General features: G+C 60.0%; 18 protein-coding genes. 2 read left to right on the top strand and 16 right to left on the bottom strand.

Going from position 1 to position 18,929, the window contains the following annotated elements:
- Window positions 1–19 precede the first annotated feature (19 nt).
- Genes efeO (QMK58_RS16870) through efeU form a run of 4 tightly spaced genes read right to left on the bottom strand, consistent with a single transcriptional unit; the run spans window position 20 to window position 4,238 of the window.
- On the bottom strand, window positions 20–844 hold the full coding sequence (gene efeO / locus QMK58_RS16870; RefSeq protein ID WP_320395083.1) for an iron uptake system protein EfeO: 825 nt from the start codon (window positions 842–844) through the stop codon (window positions 20–22).
- Between the two features lie 30 nt (window positions 845–874).
- Window positions 875–2,173: an iron uptake transporter deferrochelatase/peroxidase subunit gene (gene efeB, locus QMK58_RS16865; protein WP_320395082.1), complete on the bottom strand. Its 1,299-nt coding sequence runs from the start codon at window positions 2,171–2,173 to the stop codon at window positions 875–877.
- On the bottom strand, window positions 2,170–3,390 hold the full coding sequence (efeO, locus tag QMK58_RS16860; protein WP_053158998.1) for an iron uptake system protein EfeO: 1,221 nt from the start codon (window positions 3,388–3,390) through the stop codon (window positions 2,170–2,172). The genes efeB and efeO (QMK58_RS16860) overlap by 4 nt, the downstream gene beginning before the upstream one ends.
- 8 nt (window positions 3,391–3,398) lie before the next feature.
- Window positions 3,399–4,238: an iron uptake transporter permease EfeU gene (gene efeU / locus QMK58_RS16855; protein ID WP_320395081.1), complete on the bottom strand. Its 840-nt coding sequence runs from the start codon at window positions 4,236–4,238 to the stop codon at window positions 3,399–3,401.
- A 284-nt stretch (window positions 4,239–4,522) separates the two neighbouring features.
- Here efeU and QMK58_RS16850 point away from each other — a divergent pair, with 284 nt between their 5' ends.
- Window positions 4,523–5,539 (top strand): AraC family transcriptional regulator, encoded by a 1,017-nt coding sequence (locus QMK58_RS16850; protein ID WP_053159002.1) that lies wholly within the window; start codon window positions 4,523–4,525, stop codon window positions 5,537–5,539.
- 2 nt (window positions 5,540–5,541) lie between these two features.
- Here QMK58_RS16850 and QMK58_RS16845 read toward each other — a convergent pair whose 3' ends face one another.
- From QMK58_RS16845 to QMK58_RS16825, 5 genes are all read right to left on the bottom strand, one after another.
- Window positions 5,542–6,087 (bottom strand): GNAT family N-acetyltransferase, encoded by a 546-nt coding sequence (locus tag QMK58_RS16845; RefSeq protein ID WP_053159003.1) that lies wholly within the window; start codon window positions 6,085–6,087, stop codon window positions 5,542–5,544.
- 27 nt (window positions 6,088–6,114) lie between these two features.
- Complete coding sequence (locus tag QMK58_RS16840) at window positions 6,115–6,585, bottom strand: LEA type 2 family protein (protein WP_053159005.1); 471 nt, start codon at window positions 6,583–6,585, stop codon at window positions 6,115–6,117.
- Window positions 6,586–6,650: 65 nt separating this feature from the next.
- Window positions 6,651–8,114, bottom strand: a complete 1,464-nt coding sequence (locus tag QMK58_RS16835) for a nucleobase:cation symporter-2 family protein (protein ID WP_053159007.1) — start codon at window positions 8,112–8,114, stop codon at window positions 6,651–6,653.
- Window positions 8,115–8,212: 98 nt separating this feature from the next.
- Complete coding sequence (locus tag QMK58_RS16830) at window positions 8,213–8,920, bottom strand: HPP family protein (RefSeq protein ID WP_320395080.1); 708 nt, start codon at window positions 8,918–8,920, stop codon at window positions 8,213–8,215.
- A gap of 153 nt (window positions 8,921–9,073) precedes the next feature.
- Entirely contained in the window at window positions 9,074–10,255 is a 1,182-nt protein-coding gene (locus QMK58_RS16825; protein ID WP_320395079.1) for an MFS transporter, read from the bottom strand.
- A 274-nt stretch (window positions 10,256–10,529) separates the two neighbouring features.
- Between QMK58_RS16825 and xerC the strand changes: the two genes are divergently transcribed.
- On the top strand, window positions 10,530–11,498 hold the full coding sequence (gene xerC / locus QMK58_RS16820; protein WP_413817383.1) for a tyrosine recombinase XerC: 969 nt from the start codon (window positions 10,530–10,532) through the stop codon (window positions 11,496–11,498).
- A gap of 10 nt (window positions 11,499–11,508) precedes the next feature.
- Here the strand turns inward: xerC and QMK58_RS16815 are convergent, their stop codons facing one another.
- The 7 genes from QMK58_RS16815 to QMK58_RS16785 all read right to left on the bottom strand — a co-directional run bounded on the left by QMK58_RS16815 (window position 11,509) and on the right by QMK58_RS16785 (window position 18,823).
- Complete coding sequence (locus QMK58_RS16815; RefSeq protein ID WP_053159015.1) at window positions 11,509–12,579, bottom strand: ABC transporter ATP-binding protein; 1,071 nt, start codon at window positions 12,577–12,579, stop codon at window positions 11,509–11,511.
- Window positions 12,576–14,174 carry an ABC transporter permease gene (locus QMK58_RS16810; RefSeq protein WP_053159016.1) on the bottom strand — a complete coding sequence of 533 codons (1,599 nt, stop codon included), beginning with the start codon at window positions 14,172–14,174 and terminating at the stop codon, window positions 12,576–12,578. The genes QMK58_RS16815 and QMK58_RS16810 overlap by 4 nt, the downstream gene beginning before the upstream one ends.
- A 3-nt stretch (window positions 14,175–14,177) precedes the next feature.
- Entirely contained in the window at window positions 14,178–15,191 is a 1,014-nt protein-coding gene (locus QMK58_RS16805; RefSeq protein WP_053159018.1) for an iron ABC transporter substrate-binding protein, read from the bottom strand.
- 147 nt (window positions 15,192–15,338) lie between these two features.
- Window positions 15,339–15,896 carry a membrane integrity-associated transporter subunit PqiC gene (locus tag QMK58_RS16800; protein ID WP_053159020.1) on the bottom strand — a complete coding sequence of 186 codons (558 nt, stop codon included), beginning with the start codon at window positions 15,894–15,896 and terminating at the stop codon, window positions 15,339–15,341.
- A gap of 17 nt (window positions 15,897–15,913) precedes the next feature.
- On the bottom strand, window positions 15,914–17,593 hold the full coding sequence (locus QMK58_RS16795) for an intermembrane transport protein PqiB (protein ID WP_053159022.1): 1,680 nt from the start codon (window positions 17,591–17,593) through the stop codon (window positions 15,914–15,916).
- Window positions 17,574–18,230 carry a paraquat-inducible protein A gene (locus tag QMK58_RS16790; RefSeq protein ID WP_053159027.1) on the bottom strand — a complete coding sequence of 219 codons (657 nt, stop codon included), beginning with the start codon at window positions 18,228–18,230 and terminating at the stop codon, window positions 17,574–17,576. The genes QMK58_RS16795 and QMK58_RS16790 overlap by 20 nt, the downstream gene beginning before the upstream one ends.
- Complete coding sequence (locus tag QMK58_RS16785; RefSeq protein ID WP_053159029.1) at window positions 18,227–18,823, bottom strand: paraquat-inducible protein A; 597 nt, start codon at window positions 18,821–18,823, stop codon at window positions 18,227–18,229. Before QMK58_RS16785 ends, QMK58_RS16790 begins: the two co-directional genes overlap by 4 nt.
- Window positions 18,824–18,929 lie beyond the last annotated feature (106 nt).

Raw genomic sequence — 18,929 nt, 5'->3', positions numbered from 1 at the left:
CCTTAAAGCGCTACAACACTCAGTTCAACCCCAGCTTCCCACGCATCGTCGACAAATCTTCAGCCAGCGTATTAACCGGCCCGACCAGCGCCTTGCGGTCCTTTTCCTTCACTTTGTCGTAGGTCTCGAAACCACCGTCGCTGGTCTTGTACCTGGCCAGGATCTTGTCCACGGTCGCAAAATTCTTGTCGACCTTGGCCACGAACCCGGCGTCCTGTTTCTGGATCTGTGGACGGAACAGGTCGACGATTTTCTTCGCACCGTCGATATTGCCCTGCAAGTCATACAGGTCGGTGTGGCTGTAGCGATCTTCCTCACCGGAGATCTTGGTCGCAGCGACTTCTTCCAGCAGTGCGGCAGCACCACCGACCACTTTTTCAGGCGGGAAGGTCAGGCCGGCCACGCGGGCCTGCAGGTCTTTGATGTCTTTGTTCAAGCCGTCGGCCAGTTCGCCCAGGCCTTCGGTACTTTTTTCCGAGAACAGCGAGTATTCAAGGCGGTGGAACCCGGTGAAGTCTTCGGCCATCACACCTTTCTCGTGATCGTCGACGCGGGAGTCGATGGACGCATCCAGGTCACTGAACAGCTCGGCAATCGGCTCGATCGACTCGTAATACACGCGAGTCGGCGCGTAGAGTTTTTTCGCGGTGGCCAGGTCACCTTTTTTTATGGCGTCGGTGAATTGCCGGGTGTGGCTGGCCAGCTCATCCAGTTGTTCAGTGACGTATATCTTATAGTCCGAGACCGGCCCCACCAGGTCCAGCGGCGCGGTGGCCGCGAACGCCGAAAACGGGGTGTTGAGCAAGCCAAGGGTCAGCAGTAACACGAGGGGCGACTTTTTCATGGGGCGGTTCCGTGAGGATCGTTGTGGCGGTTAGGCAGTGGTTTTGTTGTGTGTAGCGTTCAGCAGCGAACGACCGATGAAATCCTGGTCGCCGATGACACCGGGCAACGTGAAGAAATACCCGCCGCCGACGGGCTTGAGATATTCCTCCAACGGTTCGCCGTTGAGGCGGTTTTGCACGGTGATGAAGCCTTTTTCCAGGTCGCTCTGGTAGCAGATGAACAGCAGACCCATGTCGAGCTGACCGTTCTTGTTCACACCGTTGGAATAGTTGAATGGCCGACGCAGGATCAGGTTGGCCTGGCTCGCCGTGGTGCGCGGGTTGGCCAGGCGGATATGTGCGTCGAGCTTGGTCAGCTTGCCTGCCGGATCGTTGGTGTAATCCGGGATTTCGCTTTCGTGGCTGCCGCCCATGGGTGCGCCGGTGCTTTTGACCCGACCGAGAATGCTTTCCTGTTCCTGCAATGGCGTACGGTCCCAGCGCTCGACGAAGTTGCGGATGATCCGCACGGCCTGATAGCTGCCGTTGGCCGCCCACGCCGGTTCATCGCTGCCCGGTTGCACCCAGACAACGGAGTCCATCGCTTTGGCATCGTTGGAATCTGGGTTGGCTGAGCCGTCGCGAAAACCCAGAAAATTGCGCGCGCTCTGTGCCGGTACGCTGGGTTTCGCCGGGGCCTGGGGCGGCACGCTGCCTTCCTGTTTCCAGCGCACCAGTAATAAGTCCGGCAGGTTTTTCACGATGTCGCGCAGGGCGTGGATGTTGGTGTCGGTGGTGTTGGCGCACAATTGCAGGCTCAAATCGCCGTGGCAGCAGTCGGCCTCCAGCGCATCATTGGGAAAACCGACCATGCGGGTCAGCCGCTTGGGCTTTACATCGGCGAGGCCGAAGCGTTCGTCGAACAGCGACTCGCCCACCGACACGGTGATGGTCAGGTTGTCCGGTGTGACAACGGGGCCGAGGATGCCCGAGTCCACGGGGGGCAGCTTCGGATCGATCTGGGACACCGGGCCGCCCTTCATCAAAAAGGCGATGCGTTCGTTCAGGGTACGGAACAGGCGCTCAAGGTCTTCGCGGTCGCTGGCCAGAACATCAAACGACACCAGCATGCCCGACGCCGGGCGCGGCGTGACGATGCCGCTTTGGTGTTTGCCGTGGAACGCGTGACGATCTTCGGTACGGTCGCTGCTCGGCGCCGCGGTGACTTGCGCGGGGTTTGCCGCCATGACCGGGCAGCTCAGCGCCGAGCCGGCGAGGGCGACACCGGCGGCGCCCATGCCCATCAAGACTCGACGTCGCTGGAAGTTGCATGGTTCTGAATCGTTCATCGTTTGGAGCCTTCTGCTGTCAGGCCACCAAGGCCAAGGGCGGGGTCGATGGCATCCAGTGCGCTGGCCAGTGCCGTGGCTTTGTCGGCGATCTGTTGACGTTGCGCGGTGTTGACGCTGTCATAGCTGGCGTAGCCGTCGTTGACCTTGAAACGGTTCAGTTCGGCGTCGAACGCATTGAGGGCGTCATCGATTGTCGGCAGTAACCCGGGTGCAGACGTGGTCAGCAGCGGGCGCAACAGGTCGACAACTTTGCGGGCCGCATCGAGATTGCCGGCGAAACCGTTCAGGTCGCTGTGGCTGTAGCGTTCCTCTTCACCGTTGAGGGCGCGGACTTCGGCGATGCTGTTGAGGTTGCGCACGATGATGCTCACCAATTGCTCCGGTGGCAGCGACTGGGCCAGCAGCTGTTGTTTGAGGGTGGTGACGTCCGTCAGCAGACGCAGGGCATTCGGTGTCAGTCCGTCGAGATTGCGTTGTTGGAACAGCGCGAATTCGAGGCGGTGGAAACCGGCGAAGGCCGGGTCTTGCTCGCGCTTTTCAAAATAGTCGGCGCGGGCATTGATGCTGTTGTCCAGTTCAGCCAGGCGCTGCGCGGCCGGGGCCATGCGCTGATAGGCGACGCGGGCCGGCACGTACAGCGCCTGTGCCTGAGCCAGATCACCGGAGGCGATTGCTTGTTCCAGTACCGTGACCGCTTTGATCAGCACCGAGCCTTGAGTGCTCAGGTACACGCGAAATTCCGACAATGGTCCGACAAATTTCAGCATCGACGGCTTTGCCTTGGCGGCGGCATCGGACGCCGCGGTCGGCGTGACGTGCAAGGTGCCCCGCGGGTTGCTCAACAGGCCACACGTGATGGCGTAGTCGCCGGGCAACAGGTTCGCGTTAATCACCTGACTGAGGCCGGGTGCGATGTTCTCGCGCTCTTCGATCACCAGCACACCGTCGAGGATTTCCCATTCAACCGCACGATCGGAACGATTAACGATGCGCAAGCTGGCGCGCCCGGCGGGGACCGTCAGGGTATTAGGCTCACAGCTGTGCGGATGAATAGTCACCAGCACCTCGTCATGATTGGCCAGGCGCTTGGCCGCGGCCATGGTCGAGGCGTAGTAGAACAGGCCGCCGGCGGCGATCATCACGATCACCGAACCGACCACTGCCCAGCGCAAGGCATGGGGTGGGGACGCCTGGGGTGGGGCTTGGTTTGGCATGGTTGCCCTTACTGGCTGGAAACAGAAGACGGAGTTTTCGAAAGCGCCGGCGCCGGGAGAAAGAACATCACCAGCGCGATCAGCAGGTAAATCAGATAAGCGCCGAGGGTGCTGACGGTCGGCGCGTCCTGATAGCCGAACATGCCGGCCAGTACCGAGCCCAGCGGGCCGTCCATCGGCAGCGTGGCGCTGATATCGAAGAGCACGGTTTGCAGGTGATTCCACACCCCGGCTTCATGCAGCGCCTGCACGGAGTTGGCGAGAATGCCCGCGGCAACCACGAGAATAAATAACCCGGTCCAGCGGAAAAATGCAGCCAGGTTCAGGCGCAGGCTACCGCCGTAAATCATGAAACCGATGACGATGGCCAGGACAAGGCCGAACAGGGCACCCACCGGAGCGGCCGGACCTTCGCTTTGCTGGAACACCGCCAGCAGGAAAAACACCGTTTCCAGGCCTTCGCGGGCCACGGCGAAAAACACCATGGCGATCAGCGCGATCACCTGATGTGTTGAACCGGCCAGGGCATGGTCGAGGGAGACGTGCAGTGAATGCTTGATCGAGCGCGCGACCTTGCGCATCCAGAACACCATGGAACTGAGAATGCCGACGGCCACCAGCCCGACAATGCCTTCGAACAGTTCCTGTTGTTTCTGCGGGAATTCAGCGCTGACCAGTTCCAGGCCACCGCCGACCAACAGGGCGAGGGCGGCGGCGAGGAAGACACCGATCCACACGGCCGGCATCCACTGCCCGCGGCCGGTCTGTTTGAGGTAGCTGGCGATGATGCCGACGATCAGCGCGGCCTCGATGCCTTCGCGCAGCATGATCAGAAAAGGAACGAGCATTCAGCAACGTCTCGGATTTAGATAGGGTGCTAAGTTGTAACATAATGACACTCATTCACATATGCCACTGATTGACATTTACCTGAACCTGACCTGAACGATCCCAAGAACACCAAAATCCCTGTGGGAGCGGGCTTGCCCGCGATGGCGTCATAACATTCAACATTGATGTTGAATGATCGATTGCAATCGCGGGCAAGCCCGCTCCCACAGGATCTCCATTGCGCGAACGGGCTGCGCTAATATGCTCACCACTCAAAACAACAACAGGCTCGCCTCGGTCAATGTCGGAAAAAGACACCATTTCCATTCAACTGGTGCGTGAAGCGCTGCTGCAAAGCTGCGCGCCGGGCATCGCCACTGAAGATGTGCTGAACAAGGTCGGCATTGATCCGCAGCTACTGGCAAGCGCCGATGGCCGCGTGCCGGCTACCGCTTACGCGCGTCTGTGGCGGTTGTTGGCACGGCGCGGGGACGATGAGTTTTTTGGCATGGACCCGCGCAAGCTCAAATCCGGCAGCCTGGCGTTTCTCTGCCGTTGCGCCATGGTCCAGCCGAGCCTGGCAACGGGCCTCATCAGCGGTTTGGGTTTCCTGTCCCTGATGCTTGAAAACATGCCCGCCGAGTTGGTGCGTCAACAAAGCCTGGCGGAAATCGTGCTGCTCGAAGACGGCAAAGACCCGCGCCGGGCCTTCACTTATTTCACCTATTGGATGATCGTCCACGGGGTCGCGTGCTGGCTGGCGGGACGGCGAATTCCGATCCTGGCCATCGAATTGCGCTGCCCCCAGCCGGACTTCTGCGATGACTACCAGGTGATGTTTTCCGAGAACCTGCGTTTTGACCGCCCGCGCACGCGGATGATTTTCTCCGCCGATTGCCTGGACGCGCCGATCAAGCGCAGCCCCGAAGAGCTCAAGCGTTTCCTGGCCCATGCACCGGCCAATATCCTGGTCAAATACCGGGATCCGGAGAGCCTCTCCAGCCGGATCAAACAAGATCTACGGCAACTTCCCGCCGAACGCTGGCCAGAAACCGAGGCCCTGGCGCAACGCCTGTGCATGTCAGCCTCGACCTTGCGCCGTCGACTGGCCGAAGAGGGCCAGACCTACCAAGGCCTCAAGGACAGCGTGCGCAAGGAGTTGGCGATTGTCTGGCTGGCGGAACCGGCCATCAGCTTCGCCGAAATCGCCACGCGTCTCGGGTTTGCCGATGCCAGTTCGTTCTACAAGGCGTTTCGCAAGTGGTCAGGGTCAAATCCCGGGCATTACCGCAGCCTGATTCTTAATGAGGCAGAGTGAATTCAGCGCTGTTGCAGCCATTCTTCGCGAGTGATTTCCCAGGTTTCTTTCGTAAATATCCCGCCGACGAATCGACCTTCGTCGGTATGGATCAAGCGCATCCCCGTGCGTTCGGAGAGCCTGCGCGAGCCGGTGTTCGGCGCGGCTTTCGGCACACGCAGCACTGAGCGGCCAAGGGTTTCGAACCAAAAATCGGTGACAGCCTCACTGGCCTCGCTAATGAAGCCCTGACCTTGCCACTTCGGACCGAGCCAGAAGCCGCGGTTGTTGTCCTGTTCGTTCATCAAACTGATGTTGCCGATCAGTTGTTCCGGCGCTGACTTGAGTCGGATCGACCAGTGCCATTCAGAGCCCCGGGCCATCGCCGGTAACGCATTGTCACGCAGATATGTCAGTGCACCGTCTGCCGGATAAGGCCATGGAACAAACTCGTTGAGGTAACGCACCACTTCCCAGTGGGGGAATTGTTGCTGGATCGCTTCGGCATCGGCCAGCTCCAGCGGCCGCAGGATCAGGCGCTCGGTATGAAGCGTAGGGGTAGCTTCCATTGGGGGTGTCGCTCCTTGAGTCAGGCTTCACCTGGCACCGGTCGTCGATGCCGGCAGGTTGAGTGTGCCACTATCGATGAAGCGCTTGGTGTTGAAAACCCCTCCCGAGAGTTTGCCGCGCAATACGTAGGGCATGTTGTTAAGGGTTTTCAGCTGGCTGATGCCGTAGGTCTGGCGGATCACCGAAAACGCCGAGACGCTTACCGGCACGCTCACGATCACGTCGGAAAAACGTCCGATCTTGCCGCGCTCGTCGCTGACGCCGGAGGCGAAGGGTTGGCCGTTGATGTCCAGGTCCAGTGCGACACCGCTGTAGGTGAGGTTGTAGTCGTTGGGATTCTGCACGCGGATCTTCACGGCAAAACGCACTTCCATGCCCTGACCTTGCAGTGGCTCGATGCCGACTACGTTGATTTTCAGCGGGTCACGGTTGGGCAGGGACGAACAGGCGCTCAGGCAGAGCAGGAGGGAAATCAGGACTGCGTGGACGCTGCGCATGGGGGTGCTCTCGAAAAAAAGGGCTGGACCGTCAGCGGCTCAGCCCTTGAGCTCGTCCAGCGGTTCTACTGTGCGACCACCGCAGGTGTTGCGGGTTCATCCTTGGCGGTCACATCCGGGTTTTGCATCACCTGAAGCACCGAGGCTTCCGGGTCGAATTCGTCTTCTTCCAGTTCGAGGAACTCTTCGGGCAGGAAGATATTTAGAACGATAGCGCACAGCGCGCCGACCGTGATGGGCGACTCGAAAATGTTATGCAGCGCCATCGGCAGTTCGCGCAACACCTCGGGAACGGCGGCCACGCCCAGGCCCATGCCGAGGGAGATCGCGACAATCAGCATGTTGCGCCGATGCAGGCCGGCTTCGGCGAGGATCTTGATCCCGGCCACGGCGACGGTGCCGAACATCACCAGCTCGGCGCCACCCAGTACCGGTTTGGGCATCAGTTGCAGTACCGCGCCAATCATCGGGAACAATCCCAGTACCACCAACAGGCCGGCGATAAAAAACGCCACGTAACGACTGGCCACGCCGGTGAGCTGGATCACGCCGTTGTTCTGGGCAAAGGTCACCATCGGCATGCTGTTGAAGACCGCGGCCATGGCCGAATTGAGTCCGTCGGCGAGCAGGCCGGATTTGATCCGGCGGATGTACAGCGGGCCTTTGACCGGTTGGCGGGAGATCATCGAGTTGGCGGTCAGGTCGCCGGCAGCTTCCAGCGGCGACACCAGGAAAATCACCGCCACGGGCACAAACGCCACCCAGTCGAAAGAAAATCCGTATTTGAACGGTACCGGCAAGCTCATCAGCGGCACGTCGGGCAGGCTGGAGAAATTCACCTGGCCCATCAGCCAGGCGACGAAATAACCCAGGGTCAAACCGATCACAATCGCCCCGAGGCGCAAAAACGGCACATCCACCCGGTTCAACACCACGATGGTGCCCAGCACCAGTGCCGCCAACGCCAGGTGACTGGCAGCGCCCAGATCAGGCGCACCGAAGCCGCCGGCGATGTCGGTCATGGCCACTTTGATCAGCGACAAACCCATGAGGGTGATGATGGTGCCGGTGACGACCGGGGTGATCAGCATGCGCAATTTGCCAATGAATTGGCTCAACACCACTTCAATGAAAGCGGCGAAGAAGCACACACCGAAGATCGTCGAAAGGATCTCGTCGGTGCCACCACCCCGAGCCTTGACCATGAACCCGGCGCTGAGTATCACGCTGATGAACGAGAAACTGGTGCCTTGCAGGCACAACAGGCCAGAACCGACGGGGCCGAAGCGCCGCGCCTGAACAAAGGTACCCAGGCCGGAGACGAACAGCGCCATGCTGATCAGGTACGGCACTTCGCTTTGCAGACCCAGGGCGCTACCCATGATCAGTGTCGGCGTGATGATGCCGACGAAACTGGCCAGCACGTGTTGCAGGGCAGCGAACACCGTGGCGGTCAGGTGCGGGCGGTCGTCGAGTCCGTAGATCAAATCATTGTGGCGTGGAACGGGGGCTTTTTCGGAGGCGGTCATGGTGATTTGCGTGCCTGAAGGCGGGCCGGGTCAGAAAATGGACGCGCAGGATGCCAGAAGCCTCTTGTCACAGCAAAACAAGCTGTCCGCCAGCCAGATCAGAGCCGTGGCGCCAGCACCTCGCCGACGCTGCGGCGGCGGGCGTGCAACTCACTGGCGTGGATCAGTTGCTCAAGGTCTTCAGGGGTCACGTCAAAGAACGCTTCCATCTCGGCCAGCGCCTTTTTCAGGTCCTGGGCAGTAATGGCCTGGCTGTCGATTGGCGGATGGTCCGCCGCAATCACGGCCGCTGGTTCACTGGCGCGTTTGGGGTAACGAACGCGTGTCAGGTTGTTGTAGGCCAGTGCGCTGAGCAGCATCGTCGCCGCGCTGAGCATCACCGGTGCGAGGGCTTTCCAGTCCATGGCAATGGTCGCCGGATCGGCCAGCACCAGAATCAGCGCCAACGCGCCGGCCGGTGGATGCAGGCAACGCAGGCAGCACATCAGAATCAGTGCCATGCCTGCCGCCAGACACGCCGTGGCCAGTGTGCGACCCAAAAGGTGCGCTACCAGCAAAGCCAGCACGGCGGCGCACAGATAGCCACCCAGAATCGACCAGGGCTGCGCCAGTGCGCCGGAGGATACCGCGAACAACAGCACCGCCGAAGCGCCCAGTGGACCGATCAGATGTTGTGCCACCTGGATGCCGAACACCTGAGCGCAAAGCCAGACGCTCAGCAGCGTCCCCAGCGCCATGCCGATAGCGGCACGGCTCCATTCAGTGGGTCGGGTGTTGATAGCGGCAGGCAACCAGCGGGCAAACATTTCGAAAACGCTCCGTGAGCAAAAAAATTCAATCAAAAAAAAGGCTTAGCTGGGAAACCCAGAAAGCCCTTTAAGTTGTTCCAACTATTGGGGGAGGAACGGGCACAGTGTGCCGTTCAATCCATTTACTTACAAATTCATATTAATGAGCTTTCAGTGCATTAATTTTGCTGTATGGCCTCGGCCACTGATGAAACACAACAGCCCACCCACAGCGGCAAGAACGCTCATGGCGTAAAACATGGTCGGCGCTGGTGTATGCATCAGCAGGAACCCGCAAATCACCGGGCTCACTGCACCACCCAGTGCTGCCAGGTTCTGCGCGCCGTAGTAGCTGCCACGCAAGTCTTCTGGAGCGAGGGTGTCGACGAAGAGAAATTCTGCCGGATAGATGATGATTTCGCCCAGGGTGAAAATGAACATCGCCACGCACCAGCTCACCAGGCTTTCTGCGAGGCTGAAGCCGATCAGGCCAAGAATGAACAGGCCGGTGCCCGCGACGATCCATTGGCGCAAGTGCTCGCGCTTGAGCAAACGCCCGATCTGGTATTGCAGCAGGATGACGCTGATGGCGTTGCAGGCGAGCAGGGCAGCCATGATTTGCATGGTGTGTCGCGAGTCGCTGGTCACCAGCAGGTATTGCGACAGGTAAAAGGTAAACCGGCCGTGGACCACCGTGCTAAGCAGGCAACCACCGGTGAACATGATCAGGGTGCGGTCGTTTTTCAGGGTGATCAGGGTTTTGAGGAAGCTTTGGACCTGACCCGAAGCAGGCGCACGGGCAGGGTCTTTCGGGATCCCGATCATCAGGAAAATGCTTGAAAAGGCAATGGCCGCTGCGATAAGGAACGGCGCACTGGTGAAGCGGCTGGCGATCAATACACCGAACATCGGTCCCACGGCGTAACCGATGTTGGTCAGCGTATAGCTCAGGGAAAATGCCTTGGCACGCTGGCCCATGGGCAAATTGTCGCTGAGGATCGCTTTGGAACCGATCAGGAACAGCGCTGACGCGGTTTCGGTGACGATCAGGGTGACCGTGGTCAGGTAGAGGTTCTCGGCAAAGGTCAGCAGGACCAGGCCAACGGCGCTGGAGAGCATCGCGAGGATCAACAGCCGGCGCTTTTCGAAGCGATCAATGATGTAGCCGCCGTAAAGCGATAGCAGGGTGGCGACAAATACGGCGATGCCGAGCAGCAGACCAACGTCCTGTTGGTTGAGGCCGAGTTTGTCGCTGACGAACAGCGTGAGCAGCGGGCTGGTGATGGCGCGGCTGACGACGATGGTCAGCGAGCAGACCAGCAAGCGGCGGATCAGGGGGGAGTAACTGGTCACGGGGAACGTCCTTATTCGATTGAGCCGGTTTCAGCCCAATCCCGGAGGCTACTGTAAACGCAACGTTGAACCTGTGGCGAGGAAGCTTGCTTGCGTTGGGCTGTGCTGCGGCCCTGAGAGCGGACTATTGCGGGCTCCAGCCGGAGCAAGCGCCCTCGTCACAGGCTTTTGTGTATGCGCCACCCCCCGGTTTGGTCGGCATGGCGTTGACTTTCCCGGCCATGACCGGCAGCGTAACGGCCATTGCTGGACCCACACCATTTTTCGTTTATAGATGCACCTCTCTATTTCAAGGCCGTTTCGTTTGATTGACTTACCCGATGCTGATTCGCGCACTCCCTCCACCAACCCGCTAACCGTGTATCTGGCCCGTCTCGCACCGTCCAGTCAGCTGACCATGCGCTATGTGTTGCAGGACGCTGCCGACCGCTTGGGTTTTGAAGACGTCGATATCGAAGAGATCCCCTGGTACAACCTGCAGCCAGAAGACGTGATCGCGCTGGTGGCGGCCTTGCGCGAGGATGGTTATGCACCGAACACCTCTTCGCTGTACGTCAACGCGGTACGCGGCGTGATGAACGAAGCGTGGCGCATGAGCCTGATTTCTCAGGAACACCTGTTGAAAATGCGTTCGGTAAAGGGCATTACCGGGACGCGGCTGTCCCAGGGGCGCAATCTCAGGCGAACACTGATCAAGGAATTGATGGCGGTCTGCGCCGCCGATCCGAGGCCACAAGGCCTGCGGGATGCAGCGATCATCGCGATTCTGTACGGTTCCGGCATGCGTAAATCGGAATCGGTGAACCTGGAACTGAACCAGGTCGACTTCACCGAGCGCAGCCTGCGCGTCACCGCCAAGGGCAACAAACAATTGATCAAGTACGCACCCGCCTGGGCTTTCGCCAAACTCGAAGCCTGGCTGGAACTGCGTCGATCCCTGTTGAAGGAGGGCGAGGAGGACGATCCGTTCCTGTTCAACCGTATTCGTCGTGGCAGCCACATCACCCGCGAGCGCATCACCAAACATGCGATCTATTACATTGCCCGGCAACGGGGCACGCAAGTCGGGGTGAAAATCATGCCCCACGATTTCCGGCGTTCATTCATTACCCGGGTGATCGAAGAACACGATTTGTCGATTGCACAGAAACTGGCCCACCACAGCAACATCCAGACCACGGCCAATTACGATGTGCGTGATGACAATGAGCGACGCCGGGCGGTTGATCGCTTCGACCTTTGAGGCGAGGCCTTCAAACCTCGCTCAGGACGTGGGCGTGGCCGATGGTCGAGACCTGAACCGCGCTGCCGGCCGGTGGCGCGTACATGCCCGAGCTGCGTACCAGCAGTGATCGGCCGGGTTGTTCGCTATTGACCAAAGGTTGCAGCTCCACAGTCAACGTGCAGGTATTGCCGCTGAAATCCCGGTCGATCACGACTGCGCGACAACCGGCAACGTCTGCATCGCTCGGCAGGATACTGACCAATTGCAGCTGTTCAGGCCGCAGCATGATCTGCGCCGCGCTGTTGTTGCGGTGATTGTTGACCGGAATCCGCCCCAGATCACAATGGGCCCAGCCGGCCTCGATGCGCGCCGGCAAGACCACGGCATCGCCGAGAAACAGCGCGGTCTGTTCGTCTTCGGGATAACGGTAAAGATCCAGCGGATGCCCCGACTGCACCAATTGGCCATGTCGCATCACCGCCAGTTGATCGGCGAATGACAAGGCTTCGCTCTGGTCATGGGTCACCAGAATGGTGGTGACGCCCGTCTCTTCAAGCAGGCGGGCGACCATTTTGCGCATGGCCGCCCGCAAACCGGTGTCGAGTGCCGAGAACGGCTCATCCAGCAACATCAGGCGCGGTTGCTGTGCCAAGGCACGGGCCAGCGCCACACGTTGCTGCTGGCCTCCGGACAATTCGTGAGGCCAGCGCTCGGCCATATTCGAATCCAGCGCCACGCTGTCCATCAATTCATCGATGCGATGTTGTCGGACAGCGCCCTTGGTCGACAGGCCGAAGCCGATGTTGGCCGCTACGGTCATATGCGGAAACAGCGCGCCGTCCTGGGGCACATAACCGATCAGGCGCTGGTGTGCCGGCACTTCGTGGGTGCTGTCGACCAGCGTCTGGCCGTTCAGCGACAGGCGCCCGGTATCGGGGAATTCGAAGCCGGCGATCATCCGCAGCAAGGTGGTTTTGCCAGAGCCCGAGGGGCCGACAATCACTGTGCGGCTGCCGCTGGGCACTGACAGACTGACGTCGTCCAGGGCACGATGGGTGCCGTAGGTTTTACTCAGCGAATGCAGTTCGAGCGTGTTCATCGGCCCGCCGTTTTTTTCGATTGATGATAAAGGAGCCCGGTCAAGGGCAGCGACAACAGGATCATCAGCAGCGCATAGGGAGCCGCGGCGGCGTAATCGATTTCGCTGGTCATCGCCCAGAACCCGGTGGCCAGGGTGCGCGTGCCGTTCGGGGCGAGCAGCAGGGTGGCAGTCAATTCATTGGTGATCGCCAGAAATACCAGTGCCGCGCCCGCGGCCGCGCCCGGTGCAGCCAGACGCAGGGTAATCAGCCACAGCGCCCTGGCGGGTGAGCGGCCAAGGCTGCGGGCGATGTTTTCCAGCTCCACCGGGGCTTGGGCGATGCCGGCACGTAAACTCACCAGCGCCCGGGGCAAAAACATCAGCAGGTACGCCAGCAGCACGGTAATCGTGGTCTGGTAGATCGGCCGCGCGAAATGAATGGTGACCGTCACCAGCGCCAGTGCCACGACAATGCCGGGCAAGGAGCTGGTGATGTAGTTGCAGCTTTCCAGCACCCGCTGCATTCGGCCGGGATAACGAATCGACAACCACGCAATCGGGATAGCTGCGCAGGTGGTCAGCGCCGCGCCCGCTACGCCGAACAACAGGGTTTGTTGCAAGGCGGGTAATAGTTCCGGCAGGTTCCAGACTTGAGCGCCCCCGGCGACCAGCCACCTGCCGAGCGTCAGCAACGGAACACCCAGGGCGAGCAGGCAGGTCACGACCATCAGGATCATGGACAAAAGAGTCGACGGTGTTTTAAGGATCACGACCCGTTGATCCCGGGCACTGCCGGAACCGACGCGGGCGTAACGCGCCGATCCCCGTGCGGCCGATTCCACGGTCAACATGGCCAGACAGCACAACGCGAGCACACTGGCCAACATGTGCGCGGCGGGGCCGTTGAAGGTGGACTTGAACTGATCGAAGATCGCCGTGGTGAAGGTGTCGAAGCGGATCATCGCGTACAGGCCGTATTCGGCGAGCAGATGCAGCCCGACCAGCAACGCGCCACCACAAACGGCCAGGCGCAACTGCGGCAGCACCACGCGATAAAATACCGCCCAGGGCTTGAGGCCCAGGGATTCGGCGACGTCTTCAATGGCCGGATCAAGCCGACGCAACGTCGCCGCCACCGGCAAGTACAGAAACGGGAAATAGGCGATCACCGACACCAGCACACCCGCAAACAACCCGTGAATCGGCGGCACCAGGCTGACCCACGCATAGCTGTGAACGAACGCGGGGACCGCCAGCGGCGCGGTTGCCAGCAACGACCACCAGCGCCGTCCCGGCAGATTCGTGCGCTCCGTCAGCCACGCCAGCGTCACGCCCAATGCGATGCACAACGGAATCGTCAGCAGCACCAACAACACGGTGTTGACCAGCAGTTCACCGACTCGAGGGCGCAACACCAATGTCACAACGCTCGCCCAACCGGTCTGCAAGGACACGCCAATGACGTAGGCAATCGGCAGCAGTGCCAGCAACGAAACCAGCACCGACAAACCGATTACCCACGCGCCGCCACGCCCCGCGAACACCCCACGGGATCGTCGACGCAAATGTGCGGGTATCGGCTCGGCGATCCCCGCAGGCAGTATTTCCGGCATCAATTAAAGCAGTCCGGCCTGTGTCATCAGCTCCACGGCTTTTTTACTGTCGAGTTTCGAGGCATCGACGGTCGGCGCATCGAGTTGTTGCAGAGGCACCAGTTTAGGGTTGGATTCAGCGCCCTTGCCCACGGCGTATTCAAACGACTTGCCAGTCTTCAGCACAGCCTGGCCATCCTTGCCGGTGATGTACTTGAGAAACGCCTGGGCTTGTTCCTTGTGTTTGCTGGAGGCCAGCACGCCACCACCGGAAATGCTGACAAACGCACCCGGATCCTTGTGCTTGAAGTAGTGCAGGGCGGTGTTCTTGCTGTTTTCGCCAGTCTTGGCCTGATCGACGTAAGCGTAATAGTGATAGATCACGCCGCTGTCGATCTGCCCGGCGTTCACTGCCTTGAGTACCGAACTGTTGCCGCGGTACGCGGTGAAGTTGGTTTTCATCGCCTTGAGCCAGTCGAGGGTCGCCGCTTCACCTTTTTGTTCGAGGATGGCGGCGACGATCGCCTGGAAGTCGGCACCGCCCGGTGAGGCGGCCCAGCGGCCTTTCCAGCCTGGCGCGGACAGGTCCATGATCGATTTGGGCAGGTCGGCTTCCGCCAGCTTGGCCGGGTTATAGACAAACACCGTAGAGCGTGCGGCAATGCCGACCCATTTGCCGTGGGCCGGGCGGTAGGCCGCGTCCACTTGCTCCAGCGTGGTGTTGTCGACCGGGGCAAACAGGCCGGCATTGTCGACCAGCACCATGGCCGGCGAGTTTTCGGTCAGGAACACATCGGCAGGGGAATCCGCACCTTCCTGCACGATCTGGTTGCCCATCTCGGTGTCATCGCCATTGCGCAACGTTACGGGGATACCGGTCTCCTGAGTAAACGCCGCAACCCAGGATTTGGTCAGGCTTTCATGCTGCGCGTTGTAGACCACCAGGCCGACGGAATCCGCGGCATACACGTGGCCGGCGCTCAACAGCGCAGTGGCTAGCAGGGCTTTTTTCAGAAAGGCGGGGAAATGCGGATTCATGCGGCGCCAGCTCCTGTTTTTAGAGTCTTGCAGGCTGAGTCGAGAGAATCGACAACGCAACGTCGTCAATTATTCTAGATCAATACGAATCATTTGCATGTTTGAGGGGCGGCTAATTTCAACCGCCCTTTAGAAAAAATCGTCAAATCATTGCGATGCAGGACAGCCTTTTTGTATGCCTGCCGATGCTTGGTTGATCAACTCAGCCAGGCGCTTGACGTTTTTCTGCTGTGCGAGTACCAGGTCATCAATGCTAGGCCCGGACGGCGTTTTCAGGGTGCTGCGGCAGATGATCCGTACGGCATCGGCTTCACCGCCGCTGCGCAGACGCCATTTGACGTCCATCAGCGCGTATTGCCCCGGCACGGAGTCAAAACGCTGTACGTGGATCCGTACCGATTGCCGGTTATGGGCATTGCTGTTGGTCAATTGATCGATCAACGCGCTGCGCAATTCGTCGACGAGGTTGGAACCCCACCACTGGGTTTCCAGAATCGCCAGTCCGCTGTCACCCTCGCGAATGACGATCTGCGGACGATCGACCTGTGGCGGCACGGTCAGGGTGTCAATCTGGATAATCCCGGCGCTTTTGGAGTGAACACCCGGTTGCGCCGGGGTCAGGGTGTGGAACTGAATCGGGTCACTGCGGCAAGCGGCAAGCAGTACCAACGCAGCGACCAATGTGAGCTTCAGCGGAAAAACCATGGTTGTTGCTCCTTTATTCAATTGCGCGGAGGCCCTTTAAGGTCCATCGGTGCGGCATTGTCGGGACGGCCGCGCAGCAGCGATTCCGGATGCCGGCCCAGGTAATCCGAAAGGTCGCGCAAGGATCTCGATGTGCGTCCCAGTTCATCCAGGGTCTCGCCCAGTTTTTCCCGCTGCGGAGAATCCTCGGCCAGGGTCGAGTTGGCCGATTGCAGGGTGGTATTGGCCGAATCCAGGGTTTTGCTCAGGTCAGCCAGAGTGGTTGACACGTTAGGCAGCGTCTTGGCGTTGAATTGCACCAGGCCTTTGCGCAGTTCCACGAGGTTGCCATCGAGATTGCCGGCAATGCGCTCCACGGGCAGCTTGTTGAGCTTGTCGACCATGGCTTCGAGTTTTTCCTGCAATTGCTCGAGGCTGCCCGGCACGGTCGGGACCATGATCGGGCGCGCATTGGCATCGAAAGCAACTTTCTCGGCTTTTGGATAGAAATCCATGGAGATGTAGAGCTGGCCGGTCAGGAAATTGCCGGTACGGGCCTGGGCACGCAGGCCGTTCTCGATAAATGAGCCGATCAAACGCACCGCACCGGCTTCGTCGCTCGGGTCATGATTGAGCGCCTTGAGCATTTTGACATGGGCCTGCCCCAGGCGTTGCGGGTAGATCACAATGCCGACATTGACCGGGAAGGTGCGTTTCTTGGCGTCGAAATCCAGGTTGATCGACACCACTTTGCCGATCTCGATGCCCAAGAATTCCACCGGCGCATCGACCTTGAGTCCGCGCAGGGCCTGTTCGAAGCGCATGGACATGTACTGCGGCTTGCCATTGGGCGGGGCGAGGGCAGTTTGTTGGTCGTCGAACAGTTCGTAGGCGTATTCGGCGGCAGCAGGTTTATCGTTGGGGCTGTAGTCCGGCGCACGGAACGCAATGCCGCCGACCAGTATGGCTGACAGCGATTCGGTCTTGACCGCGAAACCGTTGGCGCCGACGTTGACGTCAATCCCGCTGGCGTTCCAGAACCGGGTGTTTTCGGTGACGTACTTGTCGTGCGGCGAGTGGATGAACAACTCGATGTTCACGCCTTTACCGTCCGGGTCAAGGGCGTACGCCACGACCTGGCCGACCGGGATCTTGCGGAAATAAACCGGGGAGCCGATATCCAGCGACCCCAGATCCTGAGTGATCAAGGTGAAACGCTTGCCCGGTTCGCCATAGGTAATCGGCGGCGGGTTTTCCAGACCCTGAAAGTGCTTCGAGCGGCCATTGGCCTGGCCGATGTCGGCACCAATGTAATCGCCGGACAGCAACGTATCGATACCCGAGACGCCGCCAGCCCCGATGCGCGGCCGGACCACCCAGAACTGTGAGTCTTCGCGGGTGAAGCTCTCCGCCTGCTTGGACAACTTGATGGTGGCGTTTACGCTTTTCTGGTCGTTGCTCAGGTCCACGTCCGTGACATGGCCGATCACCACGTTGCGGTACTTGACCTCGGTCTTGTTGGCGGTCAGGCCGCTACCGGTCTTGAAGTTCACCACAATGGTGGGGCCTTCTTGCAGAATGCTGTGAACCACCAGCGAAATCCCCACCAGCACCGCGACAATCGGCACGATCCAGACCAGCGAAAAGCTGAACCGGCCGCCCGTCTTGATCGGGGCCTGCCCTGGAGCTTGTGGCTCGTTAGTGGTTTGCGACTGCATCCTTGACCTCCTCAGTTTGTGGGTCCTGCTGCTCTTTATCCCAAATCAGGCGCGGGTCGAAACTCATCGCCGACAGCATGGTGAACACCACCACCAGACCAAAGAACAAAATGCCCGGACGCGGCTCGATGTCGGCCAGGGCTTGAAACTTCACCAGCGAGGCCACCAGCGCGACCACGATCACATCGAGCATCGACCAGTAGCCGATGACTTCGACGAAACGGTACAGCGTCGAGCGCTCCCTGCGCGCCCATGCGCTTTCGCGTTGCACGCTCACCAGCAGCAACGTGAGGGCGACGAACTTGACGCCGGGCACCGCGATACTGGCGATAAAAATGATCAGGGCGATGTCCCAGGCGCCTGCTTCCCAGAACTCCAGGACGCCACTCATGATCGTGCTGTCGGCGCCGCTGCCGACCATTTTGGTGTTCATCACCGGCAACAGATTGGCCGGGATGTAAAACACCAGCGCCGCGATCATGTAGGCCCAGGTCCGGGTCAACGAATTGGTTTTGCGTCGGTGCAAGGGTGCGCCACAGCGTTCGCATTCGTGGGGCGCATGAGTGACGTCGCAGGCCAGGCCACAACTGTGGCACAGGCAAAGATTGAGTTCGTCGGCGACCGGAGGCCTGCTCATAAGATGTCCCACAGTTCACGAATATCGCGCCCGGCGATGCGGATCATCAACAGACTCAGAATCGCCAGGGCAATCAGGCCGATGCCGGGCAGCACGTCGAGCAACCCGGCGAGCTTGATCACCGCGACCATCGCGCCCAGCAGACAGACTTCGAGCATGCTCCACGGCCTCAAGCTTTCCAGCCAGCGCATGCAGAATTTGAAACCGGGTGCGCGCCGTTGGGTGAGGGCGAAACCCAGGACCCAGAGCAGCAGCATCAACTGAATGATCGGCGCGATGATCATCGCAATGGCGGCGACCATGGCAATGAAGGTAATGGGGCCCAGACTCAGGGCCAATACCGAGTCCCAAAGGGTCGCGCTGTTTTTCAGGCCCTTGAGGCTGATACTCATGATGGGATAGAAATTGGCGAAGACCCAGAGCATCAAAGCGGTGAACGTCAGCGCCAGACGCTGCTCCACGGTCAGGCCGTTATAGCGCTGAAGCACGCCGCCGCAGCGCGTGCACAGGGTTTTCTGATGTTTGGCGAGCGACACTTTTTCATACACGCAATCGCAGTGCTCGCAGATGATCAGCTGATCAGTAGTTGCCATGGGCAAAGCTCAACAGAAGGCAGGAAGTTCAGAGCACCTCCTCAATATAGAAGTGGTTCGCAATTGAGCAAATAGAAATAAGTGTAGGAGCCGGCTTGCTGGCGAA

This window comes from Pseudomonas sp. P8_241, assembly GCF_034008315.1.
Lineage (GTDB): Bacteria > Pseudomonadota > Gammaproteobacteria > Pseudomonadales > Pseudomonadaceae > Aquipseudomonas.
Note: the sequence above shows the minus strand (reverse complement) of the source record. Positions and strands in the feature narration are given on the sequence as shown.